This window comes from Dietzia sp. WMMA184, assembly GCF_002441635.1.
GTDB classification, from domain to species: Bacteria; Actinomycetota; Actinomycetes; order Mycobacteriales; family Mycobacteriaceae; genus Dietzia; species Dietzia kunjamensis.
The window spans coordinates 3,394,664-3,418,451 of record NZ_NXEI01000001.1 but is presented as its reverse complement, the minus strand read 5'-3'; the positions used below and the strand labels follow the sequence as shown (position 1 = coordinate 3,418,451).

Sequence of the window (23,788 nt, the reverse complement as noted above, 5' to 3'; positions counted from 1 at the left end):
ACCTTGTCGTCCGGGAGCTGGGCACGACCGGGTCCGGCCCAGTCACACAGGTACCATACGTCACATCAGTCACATGGGCCACAGGTGCGGTGTCGTGTCGGACCGGGTCTCCACAACCGGGGTCCCTACACTCACCTCCGGACGCCACGCCGCGACGGAAGGACCCACGTGACCCCACCCCCCGAGATCGCGATCCGGGCCCACGGCCTGCGCAAGACCTATTCCCACGGGCGGGTGAAGGTACGCGCACTGGACGGCGTGGACGTGGCGATCGACAAGGGGCGCTGGACCGCGGTCATGGGCCCGTCAGGCAGCGGCAAATCCACCCTCATGCACTGCCTGGCCGGCCTGGACACGCCCGACCACGGCACGGTATCGATCGGATCGACCGAGATCACCCGCCTGGGTGACGCGGGACGTACCCGGCTGCGACGCACCCGGGTGGGCTTCGTGTTCCAGTCCTTCAACCTCGTGCCGGCGCTCTCGGTACGCGAGAACATCGCGCTCCCCGTGCGGATGGCGCTGCGTCGCCCGGACCGGTCGCGCCTCGACTCGCTGGTCGGCGAGCTCGGGATCGGCGACCTGCTGAAGCGGCGCCCGCACGAACTGTCCGGCGGCCAGCAGCAGCGGGTGGCCATCGCCCGCGCCCTCCTGCCGCGCCCGGACGTGGTGTTCGCCGACGAGCCGACCGGCAACCTCGACTCCGAGTCCGGCGAGTCGGTGCTGGGACTGCTCGGCGCGTGTGTCCGCGAGGCCGGCCAGACCGTCGTCATGGTCACCCACGACGCGCACGCCGCCGCCCACACCGACACCGTGGTGGTACTGGCGGACGGACGGATCGCCGACGAGGTCCCCTCCCCCACCCCCGAGGCCGTCCACACGGCCATGCGCTCGCTCACCGGCCGCCGGCCGGCCACCACGTGAGCCCCCACCTGGTCCTGGGTCAGCTGCGCGCACACGCGGGCCGCTACCTCGGCACCATCCTGGCGATCGCCGTGGCCGTCGGCTTCGTCCTGGCCTCGGTGGGCGTACTCCGCACGATGACCGCCAGCGCCGACGCGACCTTCGGGATGCGGTACTCGGGCACCGCCGTGCTCGTGCAGAACCTCGGCGACCGCACCTCCGCCGGCACCGACGCCGCGCGCGAGGAAGCGGCCGAGGCCCAGCGGCTCGGCCTGGGGGCCATCGCCGCCACCCCCGGGGTGCGGGCCGTCACCGTGGACGCCCAGACCTACGTGCGGGTCCGCGCCGAGGGACGCGCCCAACAGGTGACGACGACGACGGCGCTCGCCACCGACGACGGTCTGCGCTGGCAACCGCTGGCCGACGGGCGGCTCCCCGCCGCTCCCGGTGAGGTGGCGATCCGCAGTGACGCGGACCTCCCGCTGGGCGCCACGTTCGAGGTGCTGCCGAGCGGCGCCGGTGATCCCGTCCCCGTCACGGTGGTGGGGCTGTTCGACCTTGCAGGGCAACCGGACATGAACTCGGCGTTCCCCCTCTACACCGTCGACGAGCAGGTACAGCAGTGGGCGCCGAACGGGGCCGGGGGCGATATCCGTGTGGCCGGCGACGGCACGGTGTCGGACGAGGCGCTGGCGGCGGAGATCGAGCAGCGCCTGGACCGGATCCCGGGCACGTCCGCCGTCGAGGTGTCCACCGGCGCGGCCGAGGCGGACGCTCTCGCGGAGTCCTTCATCGGCAGCCGCGACGTCTACACCCGGGCCCTGCTGGCCTTCACCCTGCTGGCCGTCGCGGTGGCCGCCCTGGTCATCGGCACGACCTTCGCGGTGGTGTTCGCCGCGCGCGTCCGGGAGACGGCACTGTTGCGCTGCCTGGGCGCCTCGCGGCTGCAGTTGCGACTGTCCGGGATGGCCGAAGCCCTGGTTGTCGGCGCCGTGGCGACCGCCGCGGGGTTGGCGTTGGGTCGGTTCGCGGTCTCACTCGCGGCCCGGGAGGCCCCCCGGCTCGGCGTGACGATTCCCCTGCAGGAGGTCAGCGTCCCCGGATCCGCCTATCTGCTCGCCGCCGCGGTGGGCGTGGGCGTCACCCTCGTCACCGCTCTCCCGCCCCTGTGGCGCGCCACCTCCGGCAGCCCACTGGAGGCGCTGCGCCCGGCCGATGTACGGCCCGACCCGTGGTGGCGGCGGCTGGCTATGGTCGCGGTGGGTGCCGTGGTGGGCGCCTTCGGCTGGCACTCGATGTCGGCGGCCGTCGAGGCGGGGGCCGTCGTCCAGGCCGGCGCGTGGGGCGTTCTCGCGTTCCTGGGGATCCTGGCCGTGGTCGCCGGTGCCCTGCCCACCCTGCTCGGGGCGCTCGGCAGCGTGGTGGGAGTGCTGCTCGGCCCGGTGGGTCTGCTCGGCGCTCGGAACATCGCCCGCAGTCCGCGCCGCACCGCCGCCACCTCGGCGGCCGTACTGGTGGGCGTGACTCTCACCGCGACGATGGTGACCGGCATCGCCCTGCTCGGACCGGCCATCCAGGCACGGCTCGTCGACCGCGTCCCGCTGGACATCGCCGTGACCGCATCGAGCGGCGGCACCCTGCCCGAGGGACTGCCGGGGACGCTGGCGGAGCTCCCGGGCGTGGACGAGTCCCTGGTCGTGACCGACATGTACGCGGAGGGCCCCGGGGGAAAGCGCACGGTCCTCAGGGTCGCCGACCCGGAGCGGGTCGGCGACGTGATGCGCCGCGACGTCGTATTGCCCGGGCCCGGGGAGATCGTGCTCCCGGAGTCCTCCCCCGTGGCCGCCGGTGCCCGCGACGGCGAGACCGTCCGGTTCACCTTCTTCTCCGACGACGACGGTCGCGACCTGGTCGTGCGTCGGACGAGCGATCAGTGGGCCCTGGCCGCGCCCGGGAGCGTGCCCGCCTGGCCCGTGGCGCAGTTGCCCGACGGGTCCCCGTGGCCGGAGGGCGTGGAGGTGCCCACCCAGTTCGTCCCACGCACCGAGGTCTGGCTGCGCATGGATGACTCCCTGGCCGGTCAGCAACTCGAGTCGGCACTGCAGGGCGTGCGTTCCGCCGTCGTGGACGCCGCGCCCGATGCGGCCGTGACCGAGAGCTTCGCCTCCCGCGAGCAGATCGCCACCTCTGTCCGGACCGTCCTCACCTCCAGCTCGTTGTTGCTGGCGGTGGCGGTCGCACTGGCCCTGGTGGGGGTCGCCAACACGCTCACGCTGGCGGTCCGGGAACGGACCCGGGAGATCACCCTGCTCAGAGGCGTCGGGGTCACCCGCTTCGGCGTGTGGCTCATGCTTGTCCTCGAGACCGCGTTGGTGGCCGCCTGCGCCGCAGCCCTGGGCGTGCTGCTGGGGGCGGCCTTCGGCACGGCCGGGGCGGCCGCGCTCACGGGGACCGGTTCCGGCGCGGGAGGCATCTTCAGTGACCTCGGTGGGGTCGGTAACGATGGTGTACCCGTGGCCGATCTGGTGAAGGTGGGGTTCGGGGGCGTCCTCGCGGCTGTCCTCGCCGCCGCCGTCGCCTCCGTCGGGGCGGTCCGATCCCGGGTCGCGTCGGACTAGATGCTCGCGCTTCCCGACCGTCCTCCGGGGTGAAAAAGATTCCACCCCGTCCGTCCGGTAGCCATCCTTTGACAGAACTGAGACACTATCGTTATGAGAACTCGGGTGCTCCTCGCCGCCGGCGCAACAGCGCTGGTGGCCGCGTCCTGCGCGCAGCCGGAGCCACAGGTGCTCTCCGAGGCTCCGCGCTCTGCGTCCGCGACGGAGATCACGTCGCCGACCACCACCGAGCGTGACGAGCAGCCCGGGAAGTTCATCGCGCGATGTGCGACCGAGGCCGACGGCGGGACGCCCGGCCTCACCATCTTCACCGACGGATCGCAGAACGTCACCGATCACTGCCTGAGCAGGTACTACATCGGGGTCCAGCCCGCTCCCGGGGCACTGTACGTACCCGACGAGGAGGCCGGTACCTACGCGCCTCCCAGCGAGACCGCACCCGTCGAGACGACGGGCGAACAGTGGACGCCCGCCCAGCCGCGAACCGATATCGGGTTCGAGGATGATCAGGAGCTCCTCGGCGACGGGGAGACGACCGAGAATCCGGATGAGCCGGGCACCGAGGATCCCGACACGGACGATCCGGATACCCCGACGAGCCCGACCGACGGGACGTCGCCCACCTCGCCCACGACGCCGCCCACGACCGAGCCGGGCGGTACCGAGCCCGTCGTGACGGATCCGACCACTCCCGGGACCAGCACTCCCGGCACCACCGAACCCGGCGACACCACCCCCACGGGGACCGGCTCGTCCGAGCAGCCGACGACGGTGCCCACCGTGACCGAGGCGCCGCAGGAACCGCAGCCGGGCCCGCTGACATCCGTGATGTCCGCCGCCCCGTCGGGGTCGGTCGGCCCCACCGGGTCGCAGACCCCCACCGAGTCGGGGACGTCAGTGGGGCTCCCCGCATTCCGCTGGCCCGGGTCGTTCTGGCCGGGCGGCCCGCAGGGCTGACCTTCCGAGGGCATGCCCTCCGACCGGGTGTGAACTCCGGCCGGACACCGCACGCCGGTCTGGTGCGACGAGCGTCAGGCCTCGTTCATCCGACGGCGCAGGTCCTCGCGCTTCTCCCGTCGTCCGGCGTCGACCGCCGCGATATCGGAGTTGATCTGCGCGCGCATCCGGCTGAACAGCACCATCGACAGGGGCAACGCGATCAACACAGAGATGATCGCGGCGACGAGCACGGGGACCTGCACACCCGCCAGGCTGCCGATCCCGATGATGAGCAGCGTCAACGCCACCACCAGCAGAAGTCGGACGACGGTGTAGACGACCATGTTGCGGGCCAGTCGCGCGCCGGGCGCGGACCCCTCCGGTCTGGCCGCCGGGCTGGCCGTCCCCTCCGCGGGGTGTGTTGTCTCGTCTCGCTCGCTCATGGTCCCCAGGATACGTATCGTGGTGGGAAGGAGGTTCGAGTGATCTGGCTGTTCGCACTCATCGGAGTGGTGACCGTGGCGATCCTGCTGTGGCGGGCCTTCGGGCCCGGGTCACGGCCGGCTCCCCCACGGGTGATCGCCCCGGACGACGACCCTGATTTCCTACGGGATCTGGACCGTCGCAAACCGCTGGACCCCTGACGTCGGCAGCGCACGGGTCCCGGCGCAGCCCTGCCCGATGCAGCCCTGCCCGGACAGGTCTCGTCGGCCGGGTCAGTTGCGTGACAGCAGGCGGACGATGGAGTCCACGGCGTCGCTGATCTGCGCCCCCGTGCGGTCGAACACCTCCGGCTCCCGGCCGATCGGATCCTCCACGTCGAGCGCGGGATCGTCGGTGTCGATACCCAACCTCGCCCGCGACAGACCCGCGAGCGTGACGGACTCGTCGGAGTCGGCGAGCCGGGCGGCCTCCAGGATCGTGTAGGTCTTCTTCCACAGCAACGGCGCCAGTTCCTGCACGGCATCGCGGTGCGCCCGGGTCGCGGTGAGGACGAGGTCGCGTCCTGTCAGCAGCCGGGCTGTGAGCAGTCGCGACGCGAAGCCCCCGCCGTCTCCCCCGTACCCCTGCAGCACCCGCAGGGTCTCGCGGTGGATCTCGACGCCATTGGCCGCCCGCGTCCCCGCGGAGTCGACCGACACATCGAGTCCGGCTGCCGCGGTTCGCGCGGCCAACAGACGCTCGGCCAGCGGCGACCGACACATGTTGCCCGTACACACCGTCATCACCGAGATCGCCATGGCGACGATCCTAGTGCGCGCTGCGCGTCACTCCCCGCGCCACTGCGGGGCGCGCTTCTCGAGGAACGCGGACATGCCCTCCTGGGCGTCGCAGGTGACGGCGTTGGTGGCCATGGTCTCGGCCATCTCGCGGTACGCCTCGTCCTGGGGCAGATCGATCTGCCTGTAGAAGGCCTGCTTGCCGATCTCCAACGTCAGCGGGCTGGAGTCGGCGATCTGCAGCGCCAGCTCATCGACCCGAAAACGCAGGTGGCCCTCGGGCACCGCCTCGTTGACCAGCCCCCAGTCCACCGCGGTGGCGGCGTCGATCGTCTCACCGGTCAACAGCATCTGCATGGCCCGCTTACGGCCGATGGAGCGGGAGACCGCCACCATGGGGGTCGAGCAGAACAGGCCGATCTTCACGCCCGGGGTGCCGAAACGCGCGGTGTCGACCGCCACGGCCAGATCGCAGGTGGCGACGAGCTGACAGCCGGCGGCGATCGCGTGGCCCTGCACCTCGGCGATGACCGGCTGCCGGATCGCCTGGATGGTCTCCATGAGCTGCACGCACGTGGTGAAGACCTCGCGCTCCTGCGTGAGGGTGCGGTCGACCATTTCACCGATCTCGTGCCCGGCGGACAGTGCGGGGCCGGACCCGGTGAGCACGACGACCCCACAGTCCGGGTCGTCACCGAGGTCGCGGATCGCCGCCGTCGCCTCCCGCATCATCTGCAGGGAGAGCGGGTTGCGACGCTCGGGCCGATCGAGTGTGACGCGGGCGATCGGGCCGCTGCGCTCGACGAGGACGAAGGGGGTGCTCATGGGGCCTCCGGAGGGGATGAGGGGCTAGCCTCCGCTGGTTCTACCCCGCGGCGCCCGTCGACGGGCCGGGACGGGGCCGGGGCGCCCCCACCGGGGCGTGGCGAGGGGCGTGGCGCTCCCCTCTGGTCACCCCGGGCCCCGGGCCGGGCCCGGCTCGGACCGGACCGGACCGGGTCAGTTCGCGGCGGCCTCGTGCGTGCCGTCGCACCACTGCTCGGCGGGGACGGTGTCCTTGACCTGGTCGACATGCTGACCGCAGCCGTCCCACGTGGTCTTGCCGCAGACGGGGCAGGTGACGGGGTAACACATAAGAATCTCCTCAGATCCGACATCATACCCTAGGGGGTATGCCCGTAAGGGTATGTCAGTTCTCGTCCGGCCGCCACTCGGCGTCGACCCTGGGTGTGGCCTCACGCAGTCGTTCGACGTGGGCCCGGCACTCCTCCCACTGCGGGAGCCGGCCCGCAGCGGCGACGTCGAGCAGGCTCGGGGCGTCGCGGTCGCGCTCGCTCATGACGTGCTCGATCGAGGTGCCGTCGAGGGCCGATCCGGGCCAGTCGATCGCGATCTTGGGATCGAAGGCGTCGATGACGTGCTCGGCCCCGGGCCGCCAGCCCTCCGAACAGAAGTACATCACCGTGGATTGCGGCTCGAGGGCCAGGAAACCGTGCGCCACGCCCTCGGGGATGTAGATCGCCCGCTGCTCCACGGAGTCCAGGATGACCCCGGCCCACTCACCGAAGGTCGGCGAGCCCACGCGGACGTCCACGACCACGTCGAACACCGTGCCGGACGGGCACAGCACGTACTTGGCCTGACCGGGCGGGACCTCGGCGAAGTGCAGGCCGCGCAGGACCCCCTCCCCCGAGACCGACACGTTGACCTGCGCGAGATCGAAACGGTGGCCGGTCATCCGACGGAAGGTCTCGTCGGTGAACGCCTCGTGGAACACCCCGCGGTCGTCAGAGATCTGCCGGGGGGTGATCTCCCACGCCCCCGACACGCTGAGCTCGCGTAGCTGCACTCCGGTCCCGCCTTCCCGTTGTCTATCGATCCCGGTCGCCCCCGGCGCCCGGGTGACGACCACCCTAGCCGCGCATGGCGTCCACGATCTGCGCTGCCGTCCACTCGCCGATCAGCAGGCAGCCCATGGCGTCGTCGTGGACGGAGGCGTCCTCGTCCCAGCCGGTGACGACGAACTGGAAGATGTAGGTGGCCTCGTCGTCGCTCCATCCCACGATCAGACTCGAGGTCGCCATCCGGCCCGGCTCGGCCGTGTACATGCCCCGCAGGTAGCGGTAGACGCTGCGGACGGCGCCGGCGGACTCGTCCCCTTCACCGGCGACCTGCTCGAGCAGAGTCCAGTCGGGCAGTGCGTCGGCGGTGGCGACGATCATCTCGACCGCCTGCTCGGTGTCCATCGCGGGCGCGACACGGGCGCAGGTGGCCACCGCGTTGGGTGAGAACCCGTCACGGTGCGCACCCGGGTCCACGTAGATCACCGCGGACGGCTCGGGCGATTCGATGCGCTGCCACGGCGGGCTGTCCACCCAGGTCAGCGGCTGTGCGGCCACGGCCATCGGTGGGCTCGCCTCGAGAATGCGACCGGTCGACGCGCAGTACTCCTGGATAGAGGTCATGTCCGGGTCCCCGCGCCCCGTCAGCCCTGTAGTCCCGCGCCGACGATGTGCGCGCCACCGTCGACGACGAGGGTCTGCCCGGTCATCCAGTGCGCGTCATCGGACAGCAGGAAAGCCACGGGACCGGCGATGTCCTCGGGCACCCCCAGTCGCCCGGCCGGCAGCGCCGCGGACATGGCCTCCTCGCGGCCGGAATACAGCGCCTCGGCGAACCTGGTCTTGACCACGCCCGGGGCGACGGCGTTGACGCGCACGGCGGGTCCGACCTCTACGGCGAGCTCCTGGGTCAGCCGCATGACCAACGCCTTGGTGGCGCCGTACCAGCCGATCCCCGGCGACGGTGCCAGGCCGGCGATGGAGGCGATGTTGACGACGGCGCCGCCGCGCTCGCCGAGGCCCGAGTGGTAGACCTTCTGCGTCCAGGACAGGGTGCCGAGGGCGTTGACCTCAGTGATCTTGCGGGCCGCGGCCAGGTCGATGTCCACCGTGCGGCCGAATGCCGGGTTGATCCCGGTGTTGTTGACCAGCAGGTCGATGGGCCCGAACGACTCTTCGGCCCGGGCCACGACCTCACGCTGGTGGTCCTCGTCGTCGCTCTTGCCCGCCACCGCCAGCACCCGCTCCGGTGTGCCGAGATCGGCGACGGCGTCGTCGAGCCCCTCCTGGCCGCGCGCCGTGATGACCACCGACGCGCCTTCCGCGAGCAGGCGACGGGCGATGCCCAGGCCGATCCCGCGGCTCGCGCCGGTGACGAGCGCGGTGCGGCCGGCGAAGCGGTCCGGGACGACGGGGCCGGTCCGGGGGGCGGGCAGGGGGGTAGCGGTCACAGCCGTCTCCTTGCGAGGGTCGGAATGCGTCTGGCGTGCGTCGCCCAGCCTAGAGGCCATGTCGGTGTGCCAGGCCGCGCCGGGGCCTCACGGCATCTCCTCAGCGGACCCTCCGGCTTTCCTTCACTACGGCGCCGCCGGGCGCTAGAGTTCGTGACAGGTCCCATCCGGCCGCCCCCTCGGGCGGCTCCACTACCCCGGGGTGTGTGCATGTCACCACTAATTCCACGCGCTGGCGCGGACTCACCCGTGTGCTCGATCCTCGATATCCCGGGCCCGCGGTGGTTCACGGCGAGCGATCCCATCTGGCGGGTCCACGGCGACGTGTCCACCCCGATCGGCATCACGACCGGTCTGCTCATGCTCGCCGCCGACCCCGCCTACTCCGCCGGGATGATCGCGTGCGGTGCGGACGCCGAGCCGTGGACGATGGACGACTACCTGCACGACCTCGTGGAGATCTCGACGTTCGGCACGGTCGACGACGCCATGGTGACCATCGAGCACGCCCGCCGTGACCACAATTCGTTCTCCGGCACCACCGAGTACGGCGACTACTTCTACGGCTCCGACCCCGGGCTGATCGAGTGGTCGCAGGCCGCCATGACGTGGGCCCTGCTCGTCGCCTTCCAGCGCTTCTCGGGGCGTCCCCTGTCCCCCGCCGAATCCGACCGGTACGTCTACCAGTGGGCGGGCCTCGCGCGGCTCCACGGTGCCCGCAGTTTCCCCTCGACCGTCCGCGAACTCGAGCAGCTCCTGCGCAGGTCCCGCGGCCGCGCCCGGCCCACCGATGCCGGTCGCCGCGCCGCGAGGAAGCTCCGGGAGGACGCCCGCGCCTGCCCCGGGGTCACGGAGAACTCGGTGATCGCGCACCGGTCGTGCACGACGGTCGTGGACGCCGCGGCGAGCCTGGTGCCGTCGGAGGTGCGCCGCGCGCTGGATCTCCCGCACCGTCCGATGGACCGCGCGGCCGTGTTCGGGAGGATCACCAGAGCGCACCAGGGCCTGTCCTCGCCGCGGCTCACGACCCGGGCGCCCATCGCGGCCCCGTCGGCGATGCGGGCCCGGCCCGCCTGAGCCCCGCCTCGCGCGGAACACCCCGGCCGCCCGGGGTCACCAGTGGCCGTTGACGCGGCCCTTGATCCATCCGGCGGCCTCCCACACCAGATGAACCGGCAGCATCCCGCGGTCGAGCCGCTCGACGGGCACCATCCGCACGTCCAGCCCGGTGGCGCTGCGCATCCATGTCCCCGCCCGGAGGGTGTGGGGCCGGTTGGTCACCACCAGGATCCGGTCCCACCCGCGCGCCCGCGCGATCGAGGCGACCGCCTGCGCCTCGCCCCAGGTGGTGCGCGGGTCGGGCGAGAAGCACACAACTTCTGCGCCCGAGGGTCGCGCGATTCCGGTGCACAGTCGCCGGGCCACCGTCTCGGAGTTGCCGCCGGGGTTGCTCACGAGCAGCGTGTCGGCGTACCCGGCCTCCACGAGGTCCCGGGCGTACAGGTGGCGACCGTCGTCGGCGCCGGCGAGCATCACCACGGCGTCGGCGCGGACGGGCTCGTCGGCGCGCGGCTGCAGCAGGAACGCGCCCCACGCGGTGAGGGCAAGCGCGGCGACGGCGGCGGCCGCCACCGCGGCGCTCCCGGCCGCGAGCACTGTGCGGCGGGTCCGGTTCACGACCCGGGCCCGGGGAGGCTGCCCCGCTCCCGCTGTCGCTGGGCGATCCAGCCCTCGTGGGCGATCGCGCGGACGAGATCCTGCGTCCAGTCGTCCATCGGCTCCAGCCCGACGGCACGCCACGAGGCATCGGAGAGCACGGAGAAGGCCGGCCTCGGGGCGGGGCGTGGGTACCCCTCGGTGGTGCAGGGTCGCACCCGCTCGGGATCCGCGCCGAACCACGTGAATACCGCCCGGGCGAGGTCGAACCACGTCGCGCGGCCTACCCCTGCCAGGTGCAGGGTCAGGCCCCGCGCGTCGAACTCGCCCCAGGCCTCCCCGCCGACGAGGCCGAGCAGTTGATCGGCCAGCGGCGCCGTGTAGGTGGGCGAACCCCACTGGTCGTCCACCACCGAGAGGGTGTCCCGCTCGCGCTCGAGGCGGACCATGGTGTCGACGAAGTCCGAGCCGCGCAGCCCCTGCCCGTGGCGCACGGGGCCGGTGTACACCCACGCGGTGCGGACGATCGTCGTCTCGGGGTACACCGCCAGCGCCGCCCGTTCCCCCGCGAGTTTGGTGCGCCCGTACGCGGTCACCGGCGCGGTCGGGTCGTGCGGCTCGAGCGCCGGAGCGGTGGCCGGGTCTCCCCCGCCGGGGACCTCGCCCGAGAAGACGTAGTCGGTGCTGATGTGGACCAGCCGGATCCCGCGGTCGCGGCACGCCACGGCCAGCGATTCCACGCCGTCGGCGTTGACCGCGTGCGCAGTGACCTCGTCGGCCTCCGCGCCATCGACGTCGGTGTACGCGGCCGCGTTGATCACGACCTCCGGTGCGTGACGGTCCAGGGCGGAGGCGATCGAGGCCGGGTCGGTGAGGTCGAGCTCGTCGCGGCCCACCGCGACCGCGCCACCGCCGAGCTGACGCCTCGATTGCCTGTCCAGGTAGTGCCCGAGCTGTCCGCGACCGCCCGTCGCGAGGATCCGCGGCCACCGGCCGGCGGTCACAGGTTGCGCCCCTTCTCGCGGCGCAGAATGTCCAGAAGGTACAGGCCGTACCCCGATTTGCGCAGGTTGTGGGCGCGGACGGTGAGCTCGTCGTCGTCGATATATCCCATCCGCCATGCCACCTCCTCCGGGCAGCCGATCTTCAGGCCCTGCCGGTCCTCGATCGTGCGGACGTAATTGCCCGCGTCGAGTAAGGAGGCGTGCGTACCCGTGTCCAGCCACGCCGTGCCCCGTGGCAGCACCTCCACCTGCAGTCGGCCCTCGCGCAGGTAGTGCCGGTTGATGTCGGTGATTTCGTACTCGCCGCGCGCGGACCTGCCGAGCCCGCGCGCCACGTCCACCACGTCGGCGCTATAGAAGTAGAGGCCGGGGACGGCGAAATCGGAGGACGGGTCCTCTGGCTTCTCCTCCAGGCTGATCGCGCGGCCGTCGGCGTCGAAGTCGATCACCCCGTACTCGCTCGGATTGGAGACGCGGTAGGCGAACACGGCGCCACCCTCGGGCTCGACGAAGCGCCGCAGCTGCGTGCCCATGCCCGGTCCGTAGAAGATGTTGTCGCCCAGGATCAACGCCACCGACTCGTCGCCGATGTGCTCGGCACCCAGCACGAACGCCTGCGCCAGCCCCTCCGGCGCCGCCTGCTCCACATAGCTCAGGGCGATGCCGAACTGGCTGCCGTCGCCCAGCAGCCGGCGGAACTGCGGAGCGTCCTGGGGGGTCGTGATGATGAGGATCTCCCGGATCCCCGCCAGCATGAGCGTGGACAGCGGGTAGTAGATCATCGGCTTGTCGTAGACTGGCATCAACTGCTTGCTCGTCGCCAGGGTGAGCGGGCTCAACCGGGTGCCGCTGCCGCCGGCCAGGACGATGCCCTTCACAGCACCGTCTCCGTCCGCGCGTACTTCGCCTCGACGCGCTCCTTGACCGGCTCCCACCAGTCGCGGTGGGCGGCGTACCACTCGATCGTCTGCTGCAGGCCCTCGCGCAGGTCGGTGTGCCGCGGCTCCCAGCCCAGTTCCTCGCGGGTGGCGGTGGCGTCGATGGCATACCGCAGGTCGTGGCCCGGCCGGTCGGTGACGTGATCGAAACCGGGATCCCCCCCGGTGCCGGCCCCGTTTCCCCCGTCGCTGCCGGCGACCCCCATGAGGTCGCAGATCATCTGCATCACCTGCAGGTTCGAATGTTCGCCGTCCGCGCCGATGAGGTACGTCCGGCCCGGCTCGCCCGCGGCCAGGATGCGCAGGACCGCCGCGTTGTGGTCGTCGACATGGATCCAATCCCTCACATTGGCCCCACTGCCGTAGAGGCGGGGCCGGCGACCGTCCAGGATGTTGGTGATCTGACGCGGGATGAATTTCTCGACGTGTTGGAACGGCCCGTAGTTGTTCGAGCAGTTGCTGATGGTGGCCCGCACCCCGAAACTGCGGACCCACGCGCGCACGAGCATGTCGGCCCCGGCCTTGGTGGCCGAGTACGGGCTCGACGGGTTGTACGCCGTGTCCGGGGTGAACTTGGCCGGATCATCGAGCTGCAGGTCACCGTACACCTCGTCCGTCGACACGTGATGCAGGCGCGCGTCGTGCCGCCGGCACGCCTCGAGTACGGCGTAGGTGCCGACGATGTTGGAGTGCAGGAAGGGCCAGGGGGTGGCCAGCGAATTGTCGTTGTGGCTCTCCGCGGCGAAGTGCAGGACGGCGTCGTCCGGCCCCGTCAGCTCGGCGACCAGCCGGTCGGTGACCGCCGGGTCCGCGCAGTCCGCCTCGACCAGCTCCACCCGCTCGTCGGGCAACCCCTTCAGGTTGGCGCGGTTGGCGGCGTACGTCATGGAATCCAGCACCGTGACGTGGGCGTCCGGGTACTCGCGGACCGCGGTGTGGACGAAGTTGGCGCCGATGAACCCGGCTCCCCCGGTGACGACGAGGCGCATGGGTTCAACCCTACCGCCCGGCTCAGTCGTCGCCCGAGGGCTCGTAGCTTGCCGGGTCGTCGCCTGCCGGGTCCTCGTGCCTGCCCGCCTCCCACCGTCGCTTGATCGCCCTCGACCGCCGCGAGTGCCTCACCGCCAGCACCGCGATCACGACGCCCGCCACGAGCGGCACCCACACCTTGCTGTACTCAAGCATGAACTCGAGCCACCCCGGCACCGTGACCTCGGGCAACGAGATCGACGGCAGGGTGATGTCGGGCCGCGGGATGGTCGGCAGGGAGATGTCCGGCCACGGGAGGTCGATGTCCGGGAGCCGCTCGAGGATCCACTCGACGACCGGTTCGAGGACCCGGCCGATCAGCGGCAGTAGGACGAGCACGGCGATGGCCCACCCGGACCGGCCCAGACCGGCCGCGACGGGATAGGCCACGCGCTTCCACGGCGAGGCCGCGATCGCGTCCTGCCTCGCCTCCGCCGCAGAGCCCGGCGGTGGATCGAAGTGGACGACGTCCCTGCCCTCGCGGAAGACCACCTGCCGCACAGCGGTGTCCGTGATGCTGGTCCGTACCTGCACTCGCGGGCCGGAGACGGACGCGGCCGCGGTGCTGTGCTCGCCCGGCTCGGGCGGGTCCGCGTCGAGCGAGAGCTTCGTGTCACTGATCTGCCGCGCCCTGGCCACCGTCACCCCGTCCCTCAGGAGCGCGCAGGCAGGGCTCTGCAGTGGCGAGGACCCTGCCGTCTCCCCCTCGGGTTTGCGCCGGAGGGGGTAACCGGGGTCGACCGCGTGCACCTCGTCGGATCGGCCGACAGCGAACTCGAGCCTGCCGTACTGCGGGTGGTCCAGCCGCCAGATCTCCGGTCGCGTGCCGGAGGCGGGGCCCTCCGGCACGCCCTCTGCGGGTTTCGGTCCGGGGTCTCGGTCTCGATCAGACACTGTCGGCACCCTACCTCCCTCCCGCGCGCTACTTCTGCGCGTCGGCGGGCTCGGTGTCGGCGGGCTCGGTGTCGGCGGGCTCGGCGTCTACGGTTCGGGAGTCGGTGTCCTCACGCCGCAGCTCGCGGTACGCGGCGAGCATCTTGGCGCGGCGTCGGTTGTGCGCCTCAAAGGCCGAGTTGTCGCGCGGGGTCACCCGGACCGCCTCCTCCGCGGGGATCCCGGCGCGCAACTGCCGCACCCGCAGTACCTCCGCGTCCAGGCGGGCGCCGTACACCACCGCCATGTTGACCAGCCACAACCACAGCAGGAACACGATCACGCCGGCGAGCGAACCGTAGACCTCGTTGAAGTTGCCGAACCGGGAGACGAACAAGTCGAAACCCGCCGTAGCCACGCCGATGATCGCCAGGGCCGCCACCGCCCCGAGCGAGACCCAGCCGAGCTTGCGCTCCGTGACGTTCGGTGCGAACCGGTAGAGGAATGCCAGTGCGAGGATCGCCGAGACCAGCCCGGCCGGCCACTTGGCGATCTCCCACGTCGCCAGGGCCGTGTCCCCCAGCCCTATCCACCCGCCGACCGTCTCCGCCACCGGCCCGGTGAACACCAGCGCGAGGCCACCGACCGCCACGAGAAGAATGAGCAGAGCCGTGAGGATCACCGCGGAGGGCAGCAGCCGCCACAGCGGGCGCCCCTCCTCCACTCCGAAGACCGCGTTGATCGCCCGACCGAGCGCCCAGACGTACCGCGAGGCCGACGCCAGGGCGACCACCGTTCCGACGATGAGCGCGGTCCCGGCGGCGGGCGTGGTCACCAGCGTTTCGATCGGCCCGCGCACCGGGTCCAGGATCTCCGGCGGGGCGACGTCCGAGAGCATGTCCATGACCGCGTCGACCGTCCGGTCGCCCTGGCCGAACACGCCCAGCAGCGACACCACGACCAGGACCGCGGGGAACAGCGAGAGCACCCCGTAGAAGGTCAGCGACCCCGCGAGGTCCGGGCCCCGATCACGCAGGAACTCCGACACCGACCTCGTGAACACCATCCGCACCGTTCGCAACCGTCTGCGGATGGTCGCGACGGGCCCGCCAGAAGTGCTCATGCACTGATTGTGACCTCCCGGGCGGGGCATGGGGCGGACGCCGCGCCCACTGGCTGATCCGTCGGGGCCGGGCGGGGGTCAGTCGCGGTGGCGGGCCTGGTCGACCTGGGCCTCGCGTCGGACGTCTGCAGCCTCGTCGATGGCCTTCTGCTGCTTCTCGGCCGCCTTGTCGCTGGCGGTGGTGTCGCGCGGCGGGAGCTGGATGGTCTCCTCGGCGTGCATGCCCGCCTGGAGCTCACGGGCGCGCTCCATCTCGGCGTCCACCTCGGCACCGAACAGGAAGGCGTTGTTGGTGATCCACAGCCAGAGCAGAAAGACGATGACGCCGGCCAGCGAACCGTAGGTCGCGTTGTAGCTGCCGAAGTTGGTCACGTAAAAGAAGAAGCCGACGGTCGCGAGGCCCCACACCACCAGCGCGACCACCGCGCCGAGCGAGATCCAGCGGAACTTGGGCTGCTTCACGTTGGGGGCGAACCCGTAGAGGACCGCCAGGATGACGACGACGACGAGGACCAGCGCCGGCCACTTGGCGATGCCCCAGACGGTGACCGCCGTCGAGCCGAGACCGATGAGATCCCCCACCCACTCGGCGATCGGCCCGCTGACGACCAACATCACGCCGGCCAGGGCGACCAGGATCAGCAGCACGGCGGTGAGAAGGATCATCAGCGGCTTGAGCTTCCAGAAGGGGCGCCCCTCCTCGACCTCGTAGATGCGGTTCATGGCGCGACCGAAGGCGCCCACGTATCCGGAGGCCGTCCAGAGCGCGCCGAGAATACCGGTGATCAGGGCGATCCCGGCGGCCGGAGTGTTGACCAGTCCCTCGATCGGCCCGCGGAGTTCGTTGAGGGTCTGCTCCGGTACCGAACCCTCGACGAGGCCCATCACCGCGTCGACCGTGGCCTGCCCCTGGCCGAACACACCGAGCAGCGAGACCACGGCGAGAAGCGCCGGGAACAACGAGAGAACGGCGAAGTAGGTGAGCGACGCCGCGAGGTCGGTGCAGTTGTCCTTGGAGAACTCCCCTGCGGCGCGTTTGAGGCCGACTTTCCAGGCTCCGCCGGTGAGCTTGGTGGGCGACTCGGGCTTGCCGGTGTCGGGGTCGGCATCCGTGTGGGGCTTGTCGGTGATGTCGCGGCTGCTCGTACTCATACCAAGCACCTTTCCACCACCGGGCCTCCCCCGCATCCGGCCCGGCCGTCCCCCCGCGGGATTACGGACGCCGCTCTGTGCGTTACCCTCTTTGATGTCACGTCACCAAAGTGTCGTATCAACAACTTCGATTTCGTCGACCGTCACCGCACCAGAGGGAGAAACACAGTGAGTCTGTCCAACGCCATCCTCCGTGGAGTCACCGGGGCCTTCGTCCTCAACTCCGGCCTGAGCAAGCGCGGCATGCCGACCGAGGCCGCCCAGGGTCTACAGGGCTTCGCCGCGACGGGAGTGCCCGCCGTGAACAACCTGGATCCCGATTCCTTCGGCAAGTTCGTCGCCTACTCCGAGATCGGCATCGGCGCCGCCCTCCTCACCCCGGTCGTGCCCCGCCAGATCGCCGGCGCCGCCCTCGGCGTCTTCTCCGCCGGCCTGCTCGCGATGTACTTCCGCAACCCCACCATGACCGAGGCCGACGGCATCCGCCCCAGCCAGGAGGGCATGTCCCTGGCCAAGGACGCGTTCATGGCCGCCATCGCCGGCGCACTGGTCACCGACCGGTAGCCTCCCCCGCCGGCGGGCACGAGCCCCCACGGCGCCCGGCCCTGCCGGCGCTACGGCACCCGGCCCTGCCGGCGCGACGGCCCGGTCCCGCAGCACGCGGGGCCGGGCCGCTCGCGTTCCCGACACACGCGCGTTCCCGGCACACGCGCGGACACCTGCCACACACCCCGGACCGGATGCGCGGCCCACGCGGGTCGCCGACCATGGTGCGATGACGCAGAACCCGGAATCCGATACCCCGGCCCGCCGGATGCGGGTAGTCGTCACCGGTGCCAGCGGCAACGTCGGCACCCCGCTCGTGCGGCGTCTGCTCTCCGACGGTCATGACGTGGTGGGACTGTGCCGCCGGATCCCCCCGGCCACGCCGCCCTACGACGGCGCGCGGTGGCATCGGGTGGACCTGTCGTACGCCCGCGCGGAGGACCTGGTGGAGGTCTTCCGCGGCGCGGACGCGGTGATCCACCTGGCCTGGGGCTTCCAACCGACCCGCGACGTCGCCCACCACCGCCGACTGGGCGTCGGGGGAACCGCCGCGGTCGTCACCGCCTGCCGACTGGCGGGAGTGCCGCATCTCGTGCACCAGTCCTCCGTGGGCGCCTACGCCCCGGTGTCCGACGGCGGCCCCGGGGTGTCCGTGGACACCCGCGTCAGCGAGGGCGCCGAGCTGGGTGGCGTGCCGACCGCCGCCTACAACCACCACAAGACCGCCGCCGAGCACCTCCTCGACCAGCATGAGCGCGAACATCCGGGAACCCCGACGATCGCCCGCATGCGGGCCGCGTTCATCGTCCACGCCGAGGCGGCATCGGGACTCGCCCGGTACTTCAGCCCCGCTCTCGCGCCCCTGCGGCTGATCCGGGCCCTACCGGTCCTGCCCGTGGACCGTCGCCTCACCGTCCCTCTGGTCCACGGCGACGACATGGCCTCGGCGCTCGCCGCCGCGGCCACGACCGGCGCGCAGGGCGCGTTCAACATCGCGGCCGAACCGCCCGTCACGCGCGACATGCTCGCCCGCGAGCTCGGCGCCGTTCCGGTCGGGCTCCCGTTCGGGATCCTGCGGAGGCTGGTACACGTCAGCTGGCTGCTCCACCTCCAGCCGCTCAGCATCGGCTGGGTGGACCTCGCGTTCGGCGTCCCACTCATGCACACCACCCGGGCCCGCGCCGAGCTCGGCTGGCACCCCACGGTCGCGGCCGACGAGGCCCTGCGCGAGATCGTCGACGCCATCGCCGCCGGACGGGCCGGGACGTCCCCGCCCCTGCGCCCGCGAACCCTGCGGGACGCGCTGGCCTCACTGCGCCGCGGCGGCCCCGTCGACGTCAGGCGCCTGCCCTGACAGACGCGGGACCGTCGTTGACGACCGTCCGCGCGGGCCCGCCGCGTCGTAACTAGCGCTTCGTCGCGCCCTCGTCCGCGATGGCACCGAGGATCGCGTCCGCCAGGTCGGCGCGGCACACGACGAGGTCCGGCAGGTAGGTGTCGGACACGTTGTACTCCAGCGGGGTGCCGTCGATCCGCACCGCGACGAACCCGCGGGCCAACGCCACCCCGGCCGGCGCCGCGGAGTCCCACTGGTACTGCCCGCCGGCGTGGATGTAGGCGTCCGCCTCACCGCGGACGACGGCCGCCGTCTTGGCCCCGGCCGACCCCAGCGGCACGAGATCCCCGCCCACCGCCTCGGCGACCGCATCCGCGAATCGAGGCGGACGGGAGGCCGAGAGGACGATCCGCGGTCGGGAGCCCGTTCGCGGGGGAAGAAGGCCACCCCCGTCGACCCCGCCGTTGCCCACGGGTGCGGCGTAGACCTCGTCGTCGTCGACCCCCGACACCACTCCGAGCGCCGGGAGCCCGACCGCCGCGGCGGTGAGTCGCGACAACGCCGGGTCCCCCGCGCGCTCCCACAGGGCGACGTGGACGGCCCAGTCCGGCCGGTCGCCGAGGCCGTACTCGCGGGTGCCGTCGACGGGGTCGATGATCCACACGCGGTCGGCGTCCACCCGGGCGAGATCGTCGGCGGACTCCTCCGACAGGACCGCGTCGTCCGGGCGCGCGGCGGCGAGCCGTTCGAGGAGCAGCGTGTTGGCGCGGCGGTCGCCGATGTCGCCGAGCTCCCGTCCGGTGGGGCCGGAGGAGCGCAGGTCCACCAGCAGTCTCCCGGCCTCGATGGCGAGGTCGACGGCGAGTTGCTGGTCCGGGGTACGTGTGGCGGCGGTCATGCCCCCAGCCTAGGAGGCGCACTCCGGGCGCGGCGCGGGACGCCTACCGACGGCGCGACCGCAGCCCCCGGCGCCGGCCACTCCCGTACTGGCGGACGACGCGGGCGGGCTCGTCCGGACACCGGTGCGCGTCGGCCGCGACCCGGGCCGCGCCCCGGGACGGCAGGACACCGCTGCGGGCGTCGCAGCGGTGACAGCCCCAGACCGCGCCGTCGGCCGTCTCCTCGACGTAGCACTGCCGCTGTCCGACCTCGTTCATCGTTCCCCCCCGGGAGAAACTGCGCCAACCTCCCGCCGGCACATAGATCGCTATTGTGTCATAAATTTTTACTACTGGACAACGAAAACATCACTGCGCCCGGCGCCCCACCTCAGCGATGCCCGATCCCGTCCTGGACGGGCGATCGAATCGCACCCGGCCCTCACTGGACAGGTCGGTCTAGACAGTGCCCCTTCCTTATGTCTACTGTACTGATCGACTTAATCGATTCACTATTCTAGGGATGCTCGTGAAGACACTCATCGTGCTCGGCGTCGTCGGCGCCATCGCCCAACTCATCGACGGGTCTCTGGGCATGGCCTACGGCGTCACGTCCACGACGCTGCTGGTCGCGGCCGGTATCGCGCCCGCCGCCGCATCGGCGTCCGTGCACTTCGCGGAGATCGGCACCACCCTCGCCTCCGGCGTCTCCCACCACCGACTCGGCAACGTCGACTGGCGGATCGTGCGCATCCTCGCGGTGCCGGGCGCGATCGGGGCGTTCGCCGGTGCCACCCTGCTGTCCAGCCTCCCCGCCGACGTCGCCAAGCCCGTCGTGGGGGCGATCCTGCTCAGCCTGGGCCTGTACGTCCTGTACCGGTTCCTCGCACTCGGCGGCCGTCGCCCCGAGTTCCGCGGGCGGGTCCGCACCGGGTTCCTCGTCCCGCTCGGACTGGTCGGCGGCACCCTCGACTCCCTCGGCGGCGGTGGCTGGGGCCCGGTCGGCACCACCTCGCTGCTGTCCTCGGGCCGGGTCGAGCCGCGCAAGGTCGTGGGCTCCATCGACACCTCCGAGTTCGTCGTGGCCGTCGGCGGATCGCTCGGCTTCCTCGTGGGCCTGGGCGCCGCCGGCATCAACTGGGGTTACGCGCTGGCGCTGCTGGTGGGAGGTGTGCTCGTCGCACCGCTCGCGGCGTGGCTCGTCAAGCACCTGCCCGCCCGGGTGCTCGGCACGGCGGCCGGCGGCCTGATCATCGTCACCAACTCCCGCACCCTGCTGGTGTGGGCCGAGGTTCCCGCGTCGGCGACCACCCCGATCCTGCTGTCCCTGGTCACCGTGTGGATCGGCCTGGTCACGTGGGCCGCGCTCGCCGAGCGGAGGGCCTCCGGCGGCGACGACGACGAGGCCGGCATCGACCCGGTCGGTCCCGCCCCTGCCGCGGCCGCCGCATCCGCCCCGGCGCAGGACTGATCCGGGCGGACGCCCGGTGGGGTGGACCCTCTGGGACACTGTCGGCATGAGGGTCACCGCCAAGTCCGACTATGCGTTGCGCGCACTCGTCGAACTCGCGGCGGCACAGCTCGCCAGCCCCGACGACGATCCCCGCGACAATCCGCTGAGCGCCGAAGAACTGGGGCGGCGGCAGGACATCCCGCACGGGTTCCTCCAGGCGATCCTGTCGGACCTGCGGCGGGCCGGGATCGTGACCAGTCGCCGGGGCAAGACGGGCGGATGGTTCCTCGGCCGGGAGGCGCGGGACATCTCGGTCGCCGATGTCCTGCGGGCGGTTGACGGCCCCTTGGTGAGCGTCTACGACGTCCGCCCGGAGTCGGTGGTCTACAACGACCGTGCCGCGATCCTGCAGCACGTGTGGATCGCCTCGCGCGCGGCCCTGCGCCGGGTGATGGACGCCGTGACGATCGCCGACCTGGCCGCCGGGCACCTGCCGGGCGAGGTCCACGAGCTGACCCTCGACACCGACGCGTGGGAGCCCCGCTAGTCGGACGCCGGTTCCGCCGCCCGGTCCGCTCCCGGCGGCATCAGGGCGCCGGAGTCCGCCCGCGCCCTCGCCCGCGGTGGCGGTCGAGCCAGGACACGGCCGGGGACGACGCCGCGCCGTGCAGGACGTTGGACGCGACGATGACCAGCGACACCGCGGGCCACAGCGACCAGCCGTCCTCCTTGGAGAAGTACCCCATGGCGTAGCAGAGGTAGAACAACGACCCCACGCCACGCACCCCGAACGCCGAGACGAACAGGCGCTCCGGGGATCGCAGTCTGCCGTCGCCGATCAGCGCGATCCAGGCGGTGAGGGGCCTGATTACGAACAGCACCCCGGCCGCGACGACGGCGTGCGACCACTCGAGCCGGAAGACCGCGTCGGAGATGAATGACGCCCCGATCACGAGCAGGACCAGCAGGGTGAGCAGGTGTTCGGTGTACTCGATGAACTCGTGGAAGTGGGCGTGCCGCTCGTCCTCGCGCTCAGCCGACCGCGCACCGAGGGCGGCGAAGAACACGGCGAGGAAGCCCCAGCCACCCACGAGTTCGCCGACCCCGTAGGCGAACAGCAGCGTGGCCACCGCGGCCGCGGGTTCGGCGTAGCCGATGAGCTGGTATCCCCCGACGCGGTGTCGGTAGAGCACAGTGGCGATCAGCCGGCCGATCACCCACCCCGCCACGGCGCCGATGACCGTCTTGCCCACGAGATCCCAGACCAGCCAACCCCACAGCCAGCCCCCCGGCCCGCCCTTGGTGGCCAGGTAGATGGCGAGGTAGACGAAGGGGAACGCGAACGCGTCGTTCAGGCCGGCCTCGGAGGTGAGGGCGAAACGCGCCTCATCGTTCTCGTCGTCGGCGGCCTCGCCCGTCCCGGGGCCCGCCACCTGCACATCGGAGGCGAGGACCGGGTCGGTGGGGGCGAGCACGGCGCCGAGCAGGACAGCGACAGCGGGGGTCACCCCCAGTACCCACCACCCCAGGAGCGCGACGCCGGCGATGGACAGCGGCATCCCGATGGCGAGCAGCCGCCACGTGGTGGTCCAGCCACGGAAGGACAGGGGGCGGTCGAGGGCCAGTCCGACGCCGAAGAGCGCCACGATCACCGTGATCTCGGCCATCCGTTCGGCGAGTTCCGCGTGTTCGATCACGTCCACGAGCTGGGACTCGTTGGGCATGAGCCAGCCGATGAGCATGCCGACACCCACCACGATGATCGGGGCGGACAGGGTGCGCTCCCGGAGCAGTCGCGGAAGGAGCGAGCCGAGGAGCAGCGCCGCGCCGACGACCGCGTAGATGAGGTCGGTGTTCGTCACGAACGAAAGTGTGGGCGCTCCTGGTGCGGCGGCGCCACCGAACCGGTCGGGAACCCGTCAGGCGCGGGAGACGGCCGGTTGGTCGGCGCGCGCGGAATACCTGCTCACCAGCACCCGCCACACCAGCGGCCCGCCCACAACGAGCACCAGCGTGATCACGCCGATCAGCGCCGGCGGGGCGCCCAGCATCGCCGAGGCGGTCACGGCCAGCACGATCGTGATGCCCCGGCGGATGAGCCCCTGCGGGACGCAGCTGGCGAACTTCGAGCCGAAGAACGTGCCGACCGCCCCACCGATCAACAACGGGACCAGCAGGTTCCAGTCGACGCCGGTGACCAGGACGTGCCCGATCGCCGCCGCGATCACCAGTGGGACCGCCTGCACCAGGTCGGTGCCCACCAGCCGCAACGCCGCCAGGGTCGGGTAGAGCAGCATGATGCACATCATGATGACGGTGCCCGAGCCGACCGACGTGATGCCGACCATCAGGCCGCCGATCACGCCGACCAGCAGGGTGATCAGCGGCTTGACCGGCGGGTCGGGGTCATCGCCGGTGCGGATGCGCCCGGACATCTCGAAGAACGCCCGCAGGAAGTAGGCGGTGGACGCCACGATCAGCGTCGCACCGATGGCCTTCTTCAGCAGCCCCTGTACGTCGTCGGCGCCGATGGCGTGGACGAGCCACGCCCCCAGGTAGGCCGTCGGCACGGAACCCAGGATGAGCCAGAACGCGATCTTGAGGTTGGGTTTGCCGTGCCGCCAGTGCACGCCCGCGCCGATGACCTTGTTGACCGCGTTGACCACCAGGTCGTTGGCGACCGCCGCCGTCGGCGGGATGCCCACGAGGATGAGCGCCGGCGTCATCAGGGCGCCGCCGCCCATCCCCGTCAGACCGATCACCACGCCGATGACGGCGCTGACGACCAGCAGCCCCAGCGAATCGTAGGTCCAGAGGGCCTCGGGCAC

At 71.7% G+C, this 23,788-nt stretch carries 27 protein-coding genes; 9 read left to right on the top strand and 18 right to left on the bottom strand.

What is annotated here, in order from left to right:
* Positions 1–168: 168 nt before the first annotated feature.
* From CK206_RS15780 to CK206_RS15770, 3 genes are all read left to right on the top strand, one after another.
* On the top strand, positions 169–924 hold the full coding sequence (locus CK206_RS15780) for an ABC transporter ATP-binding protein (RefSeq protein ID WP_096906980.1): 756 nt from the start codon (positions 169–171) through the stop codon (positions 922–924).
* Positions 921–3,521 carry an ABC transporter permease gene (locus CK206_RS15775; protein ID WP_096906979.1) on the top strand — a complete coding sequence of 867 codons (2,601 nt, stop codon included), beginning with the start codon at positions 921–923 and terminating at the stop codon, positions 3,519–3,521. Before CK206_RS15780 ends, CK206_RS15775 begins: the two co-directional genes overlap by 4 nt.
* A 93-nt stretch (positions 3,522–3,614) precedes the next feature.
* The gene (locus tag CK206_RS15770; protein WP_254050630.1) at positions 3,615–4,478 is read left to right on the top strand and encodes a hypothetical protein; all 864 of its coding nucleotides are present in this window, start codon (positions 3,615–3,617) and stop codon (positions 4,476–4,478) included.
* Positions 4,479–4,552: 74 nt separating this feature from the next.
* On the opposite strand, the gene CK206_RS15765 is transcribed toward CK206_RS15770, so the two are convergent.
* On the bottom strand, positions 4,553–4,903 hold the full coding sequence (locus CK206_RS15765) for a DUF4229 domain-containing protein (RefSeq protein WP_083249822.1): 351 nt from the start codon (positions 4,901–4,903) through the stop codon (positions 4,553–4,555).
* A 39-nt stretch (positions 4,904–4,942) separates the two neighbouring features.
* Between CK206_RS15765 and CK206_RS20060 the strand changes: the two genes are divergently transcribed.
* Positions 4,943–5,104: a hypothetical protein gene (locus tag CK206_RS20060; RefSeq protein ID WP_167457827.1), complete on the top strand. Its 162-nt coding sequence runs from the start codon at positions 4,943–4,945 to the stop codon at positions 5,102–5,104.
* A gap of 72 nt (positions 5,105–5,176) precedes the next feature.
* On the opposite strand, the gene CK206_RS15760 is transcribed toward CK206_RS20060, so the two are convergent.
* The 6 genes from CK206_RS15760 to CK206_RS15740 all read right to left on the bottom strand — a co-directional run bounded on the left by CK206_RS15760 (position 5,177) and on the right by CK206_RS15740 (position 8,972).
* Positions 5,177–5,701: a protein-tyrosine-phosphatase gene (locus tag CK206_RS15760; RefSeq protein ID WP_069390182.1), complete on the bottom strand. Its 525-nt coding sequence runs from the start codon at positions 5,699–5,701 to the stop codon at positions 5,177–5,179.
* 27 nt (positions 5,702–5,728) lie between these two features.
* The gene (locus CK206_RS15755) at positions 5,729–6,505 is read right to left on the bottom strand and encodes an enoyl-CoA hydratase (protein ID WP_069390183.1); all 777 of its coding nucleotides are present in this window, start codon (positions 6,503–6,505) and stop codon (positions 5,729–5,731) included.
* Positions 6,506–6,679: 174 nt separating this feature from the next.
* Positions 6,680–6,814: a hypothetical protein gene (locus tag CK206_RS20620; RefSeq protein WP_256385633.1), complete on the bottom strand. Its 135-nt coding sequence runs from the start codon at positions 6,812–6,814 to the stop codon at positions 6,680–6,682.
* Positions 6,815–6,869: 55 nt separating this feature from the next.
* Positions 6,870–7,529, bottom strand: coding sequence for a dTDP-4-dehydrorhamnose 3,5-epimerase (rfbC, locus tag CK206_RS15750; RefSeq protein ID WP_096906977.1), 660 nt, complete (start codon positions 7,527–7,529; stop codon positions 6,870–6,872).
* A gap of 64 nt (positions 7,530–7,593) precedes the next feature.
* Complete coding sequence (locus CK206_RS15745) at positions 7,594–8,145, bottom strand: LpqN/LpqT family lipoprotein (protein ID WP_067716929.1); 552 nt, start codon at positions 8,143–8,145, stop codon at positions 7,594–7,596.
* Between the two features lie 20 nt (positions 8,146–8,165).
* On the bottom strand, positions 8,166–8,972 hold the full coding sequence (locus CK206_RS15740) for an SDR family oxidoreductase (protein ID WP_096906976.1): 807 nt from the start codon (positions 8,970–8,972) through the stop codon (positions 8,166–8,168).
* A gap of 210 nt (positions 8,973–9,182) precedes the next feature.
* Between CK206_RS15740 and CK206_RS15735 the strand changes: the two genes are divergently transcribed.
* The gene (locus CK206_RS15735) at positions 9,183–10,049 is read left to right on the top strand and encodes an oxygenase MpaB family protein (protein ID WP_254050629.1); all 867 of its coding nucleotides are present in this window, start codon (positions 9,183–9,185) and stop codon (positions 10,047–10,049) included.
* Positions 10,050–10,085: 36 nt separating this feature from the next.
* On the opposite strand, the gene CK206_RS15730 is transcribed toward CK206_RS15735, so the two are convergent.
* The 7 genes from CK206_RS15730 to CK206_RS15700 form a co-directional block, all read right to left on the bottom strand.
* Entirely contained in the window at positions 10,086–10,649 is a 564-nt protein-coding gene (locus tag CK206_RS15730; protein WP_067716934.1) for a YdcF family protein, read from the bottom strand.
* Positions 10,646–11,632 carry a dTDP-4-dehydrorhamnose reductase gene (gene rfbD / locus CK206_RS15725; protein ID WP_096906974.1) on the bottom strand — a complete coding sequence of 329 codons (987 nt, stop codon included), beginning with the start codon at positions 11,630–11,632 and terminating at the stop codon, positions 10,646–10,648. The genes CK206_RS15730 and rfbD overlap by 4 nt, the downstream gene beginning before the upstream one ends.
* Entirely contained in the window at positions 11,629–12,510 is an 882-nt protein-coding gene (gene rfbA / locus CK206_RS15720; protein ID WP_096906973.1) for a glucose-1-phosphate thymidylyltransferase RfbA, read from the bottom strand. The genes rfbD and rfbA overlap by 4 nt, the downstream gene beginning before the upstream one ends.
* The gene (gene rfbB / locus CK206_RS15715; protein WP_067716939.1) at positions 12,507–13,559 is read right to left on the bottom strand and encodes a dTDP-glucose 4,6-dehydratase; all 1,053 of its coding nucleotides are present in this window, start codon (positions 13,557–13,559) and stop codon (positions 12,507–12,509) included. Before rfbB ends, rfbA begins: the two co-directional genes overlap by 4 nt.
* 22 nt (positions 13,560–13,581) lie before the next feature.
* Positions 13,582–14,493: a hypothetical protein gene (locus tag CK206_RS15710; protein WP_132063085.1), complete on the bottom strand. Its 912-nt coding sequence runs from the start codon at positions 14,491–14,493 to the stop codon at positions 13,582–13,584.
* A gap of 28 nt (positions 14,494–14,521) precedes the next feature.
* Entirely contained in the window at positions 14,522–15,595 is a 1,074-nt protein-coding gene (locus CK206_RS15705) for a YihY/virulence factor BrkB family protein (RefSeq protein ID WP_096906971.1), read from the bottom strand.
* 78 nt (positions 15,596–15,673) lie between these two features.
* Positions 15,674–16,747 carry a YihY/virulence factor BrkB family protein gene (locus tag CK206_RS15700; protein WP_067716947.1) on the bottom strand — a complete coding sequence of 358 codons (1,074 nt, stop codon included), beginning with the start codon at positions 16,745–16,747 and terminating at the stop codon, positions 15,674–15,676.
* A 168-nt stretch (positions 16,748–16,915) separates the two neighbouring features.
* On the opposite strand from CK206_RS15700, the gene CK206_RS15695 reads away from it, so the two are divergent.
* Together CK206_RS15695 and CK206_RS15690 are read left to right on the top strand one after the other, a co-directional pair.
* Positions 16,916–17,311 carry a hypothetical protein gene (locus CK206_RS15695; RefSeq protein ID WP_067716950.1) on the top strand — a complete coding sequence of 132 codons (396 nt, stop codon included), beginning with the start codon at positions 16,916–16,918 and terminating at the stop codon, positions 17,309–17,311.
* 211 nt (positions 17,312–17,522) lie between these two features.
* A complete protein-coding gene (locus CK206_RS15690; RefSeq protein ID WP_254050628.1) occupies positions 17,523–18,647 on the top strand; it encodes an NAD-dependent epimerase/dehydratase family protein in 1,125 nt (374 codons plus the stop codon).
* Positions 18,648–18,699: 52 nt separating this feature from the next.
* Here the strand turns inward: CK206_RS15690 and CK206_RS15685 are convergent, their stop codons facing one another.
* Complete coding sequence (locus tag CK206_RS15685; protein ID WP_096906970.1) at positions 18,700–19,527, bottom strand: 3'(2'),5'-bisphosphate nucleotidase CysQ; 828 nt, start codon at positions 19,525–19,527, stop codon at positions 18,700–18,702.
* A 43-nt stretch (positions 19,528–19,570) separates the two neighbouring features.
* Complete coding sequence (locus tag CK206_RS15680; protein ID WP_067716955.1) at positions 19,571–19,786, bottom strand: hypothetical protein; 216 nt, start codon at positions 19,784–19,786, stop codon at positions 19,571–19,573.
* 250 nt (positions 19,787–20,036) lie between these two features.
* Here CK206_RS15680 and CK206_RS15675 point away from each other — a divergent pair, with 250 nt between their 5' ends.
* Positions 20,037–20,978, top strand: coding sequence for a sulfite exporter TauE/SafE family protein (locus CK206_RS15675; RefSeq protein WP_096907515.1), 942 nt, complete (start codon positions 20,037–20,039; stop codon positions 20,976–20,978).
* A 46-nt stretch (positions 20,979–21,024) separates the two neighbouring features.
* The gene (locus CK206_RS15670) at positions 21,025–21,507 is read left to right on the top strand and encodes an Rrf2 family transcriptional regulator (RefSeq protein ID WP_096907514.1); all 483 of its coding nucleotides are present in this window, start codon (positions 21,025–21,027) and stop codon (positions 21,505–21,507) included.
* A 40-nt stretch (positions 21,508–21,547) separates the two neighbouring features.
* Here CK206_RS15670 and CK206_RS15665 read toward each other — a convergent pair whose 3' ends face one another.
* Together CK206_RS15665 and CK206_RS15660 are read right to left on the bottom strand one after the other, a co-directional pair.
* On the bottom strand, positions 21,548–22,822 hold the full coding sequence (locus CK206_RS15665; protein WP_096906969.1) for a sodium:proton antiporter: 1,275 nt from the start codon (positions 22,820–22,822) through the stop codon (positions 21,548–21,550).
* A 57-nt stretch (positions 22,823–22,879) separates the two neighbouring features.
* Positions 22,880–23,788 carry a sulfite exporter TauE/SafE family protein gene (locus tag CK206_RS15660; protein WP_096906968.1) on the bottom strand — a complete coding sequence of 303 codons (909 nt, stop codon included), beginning with the start codon at positions 23,786–23,788 and terminating at the stop codon, positions 22,880–22,882.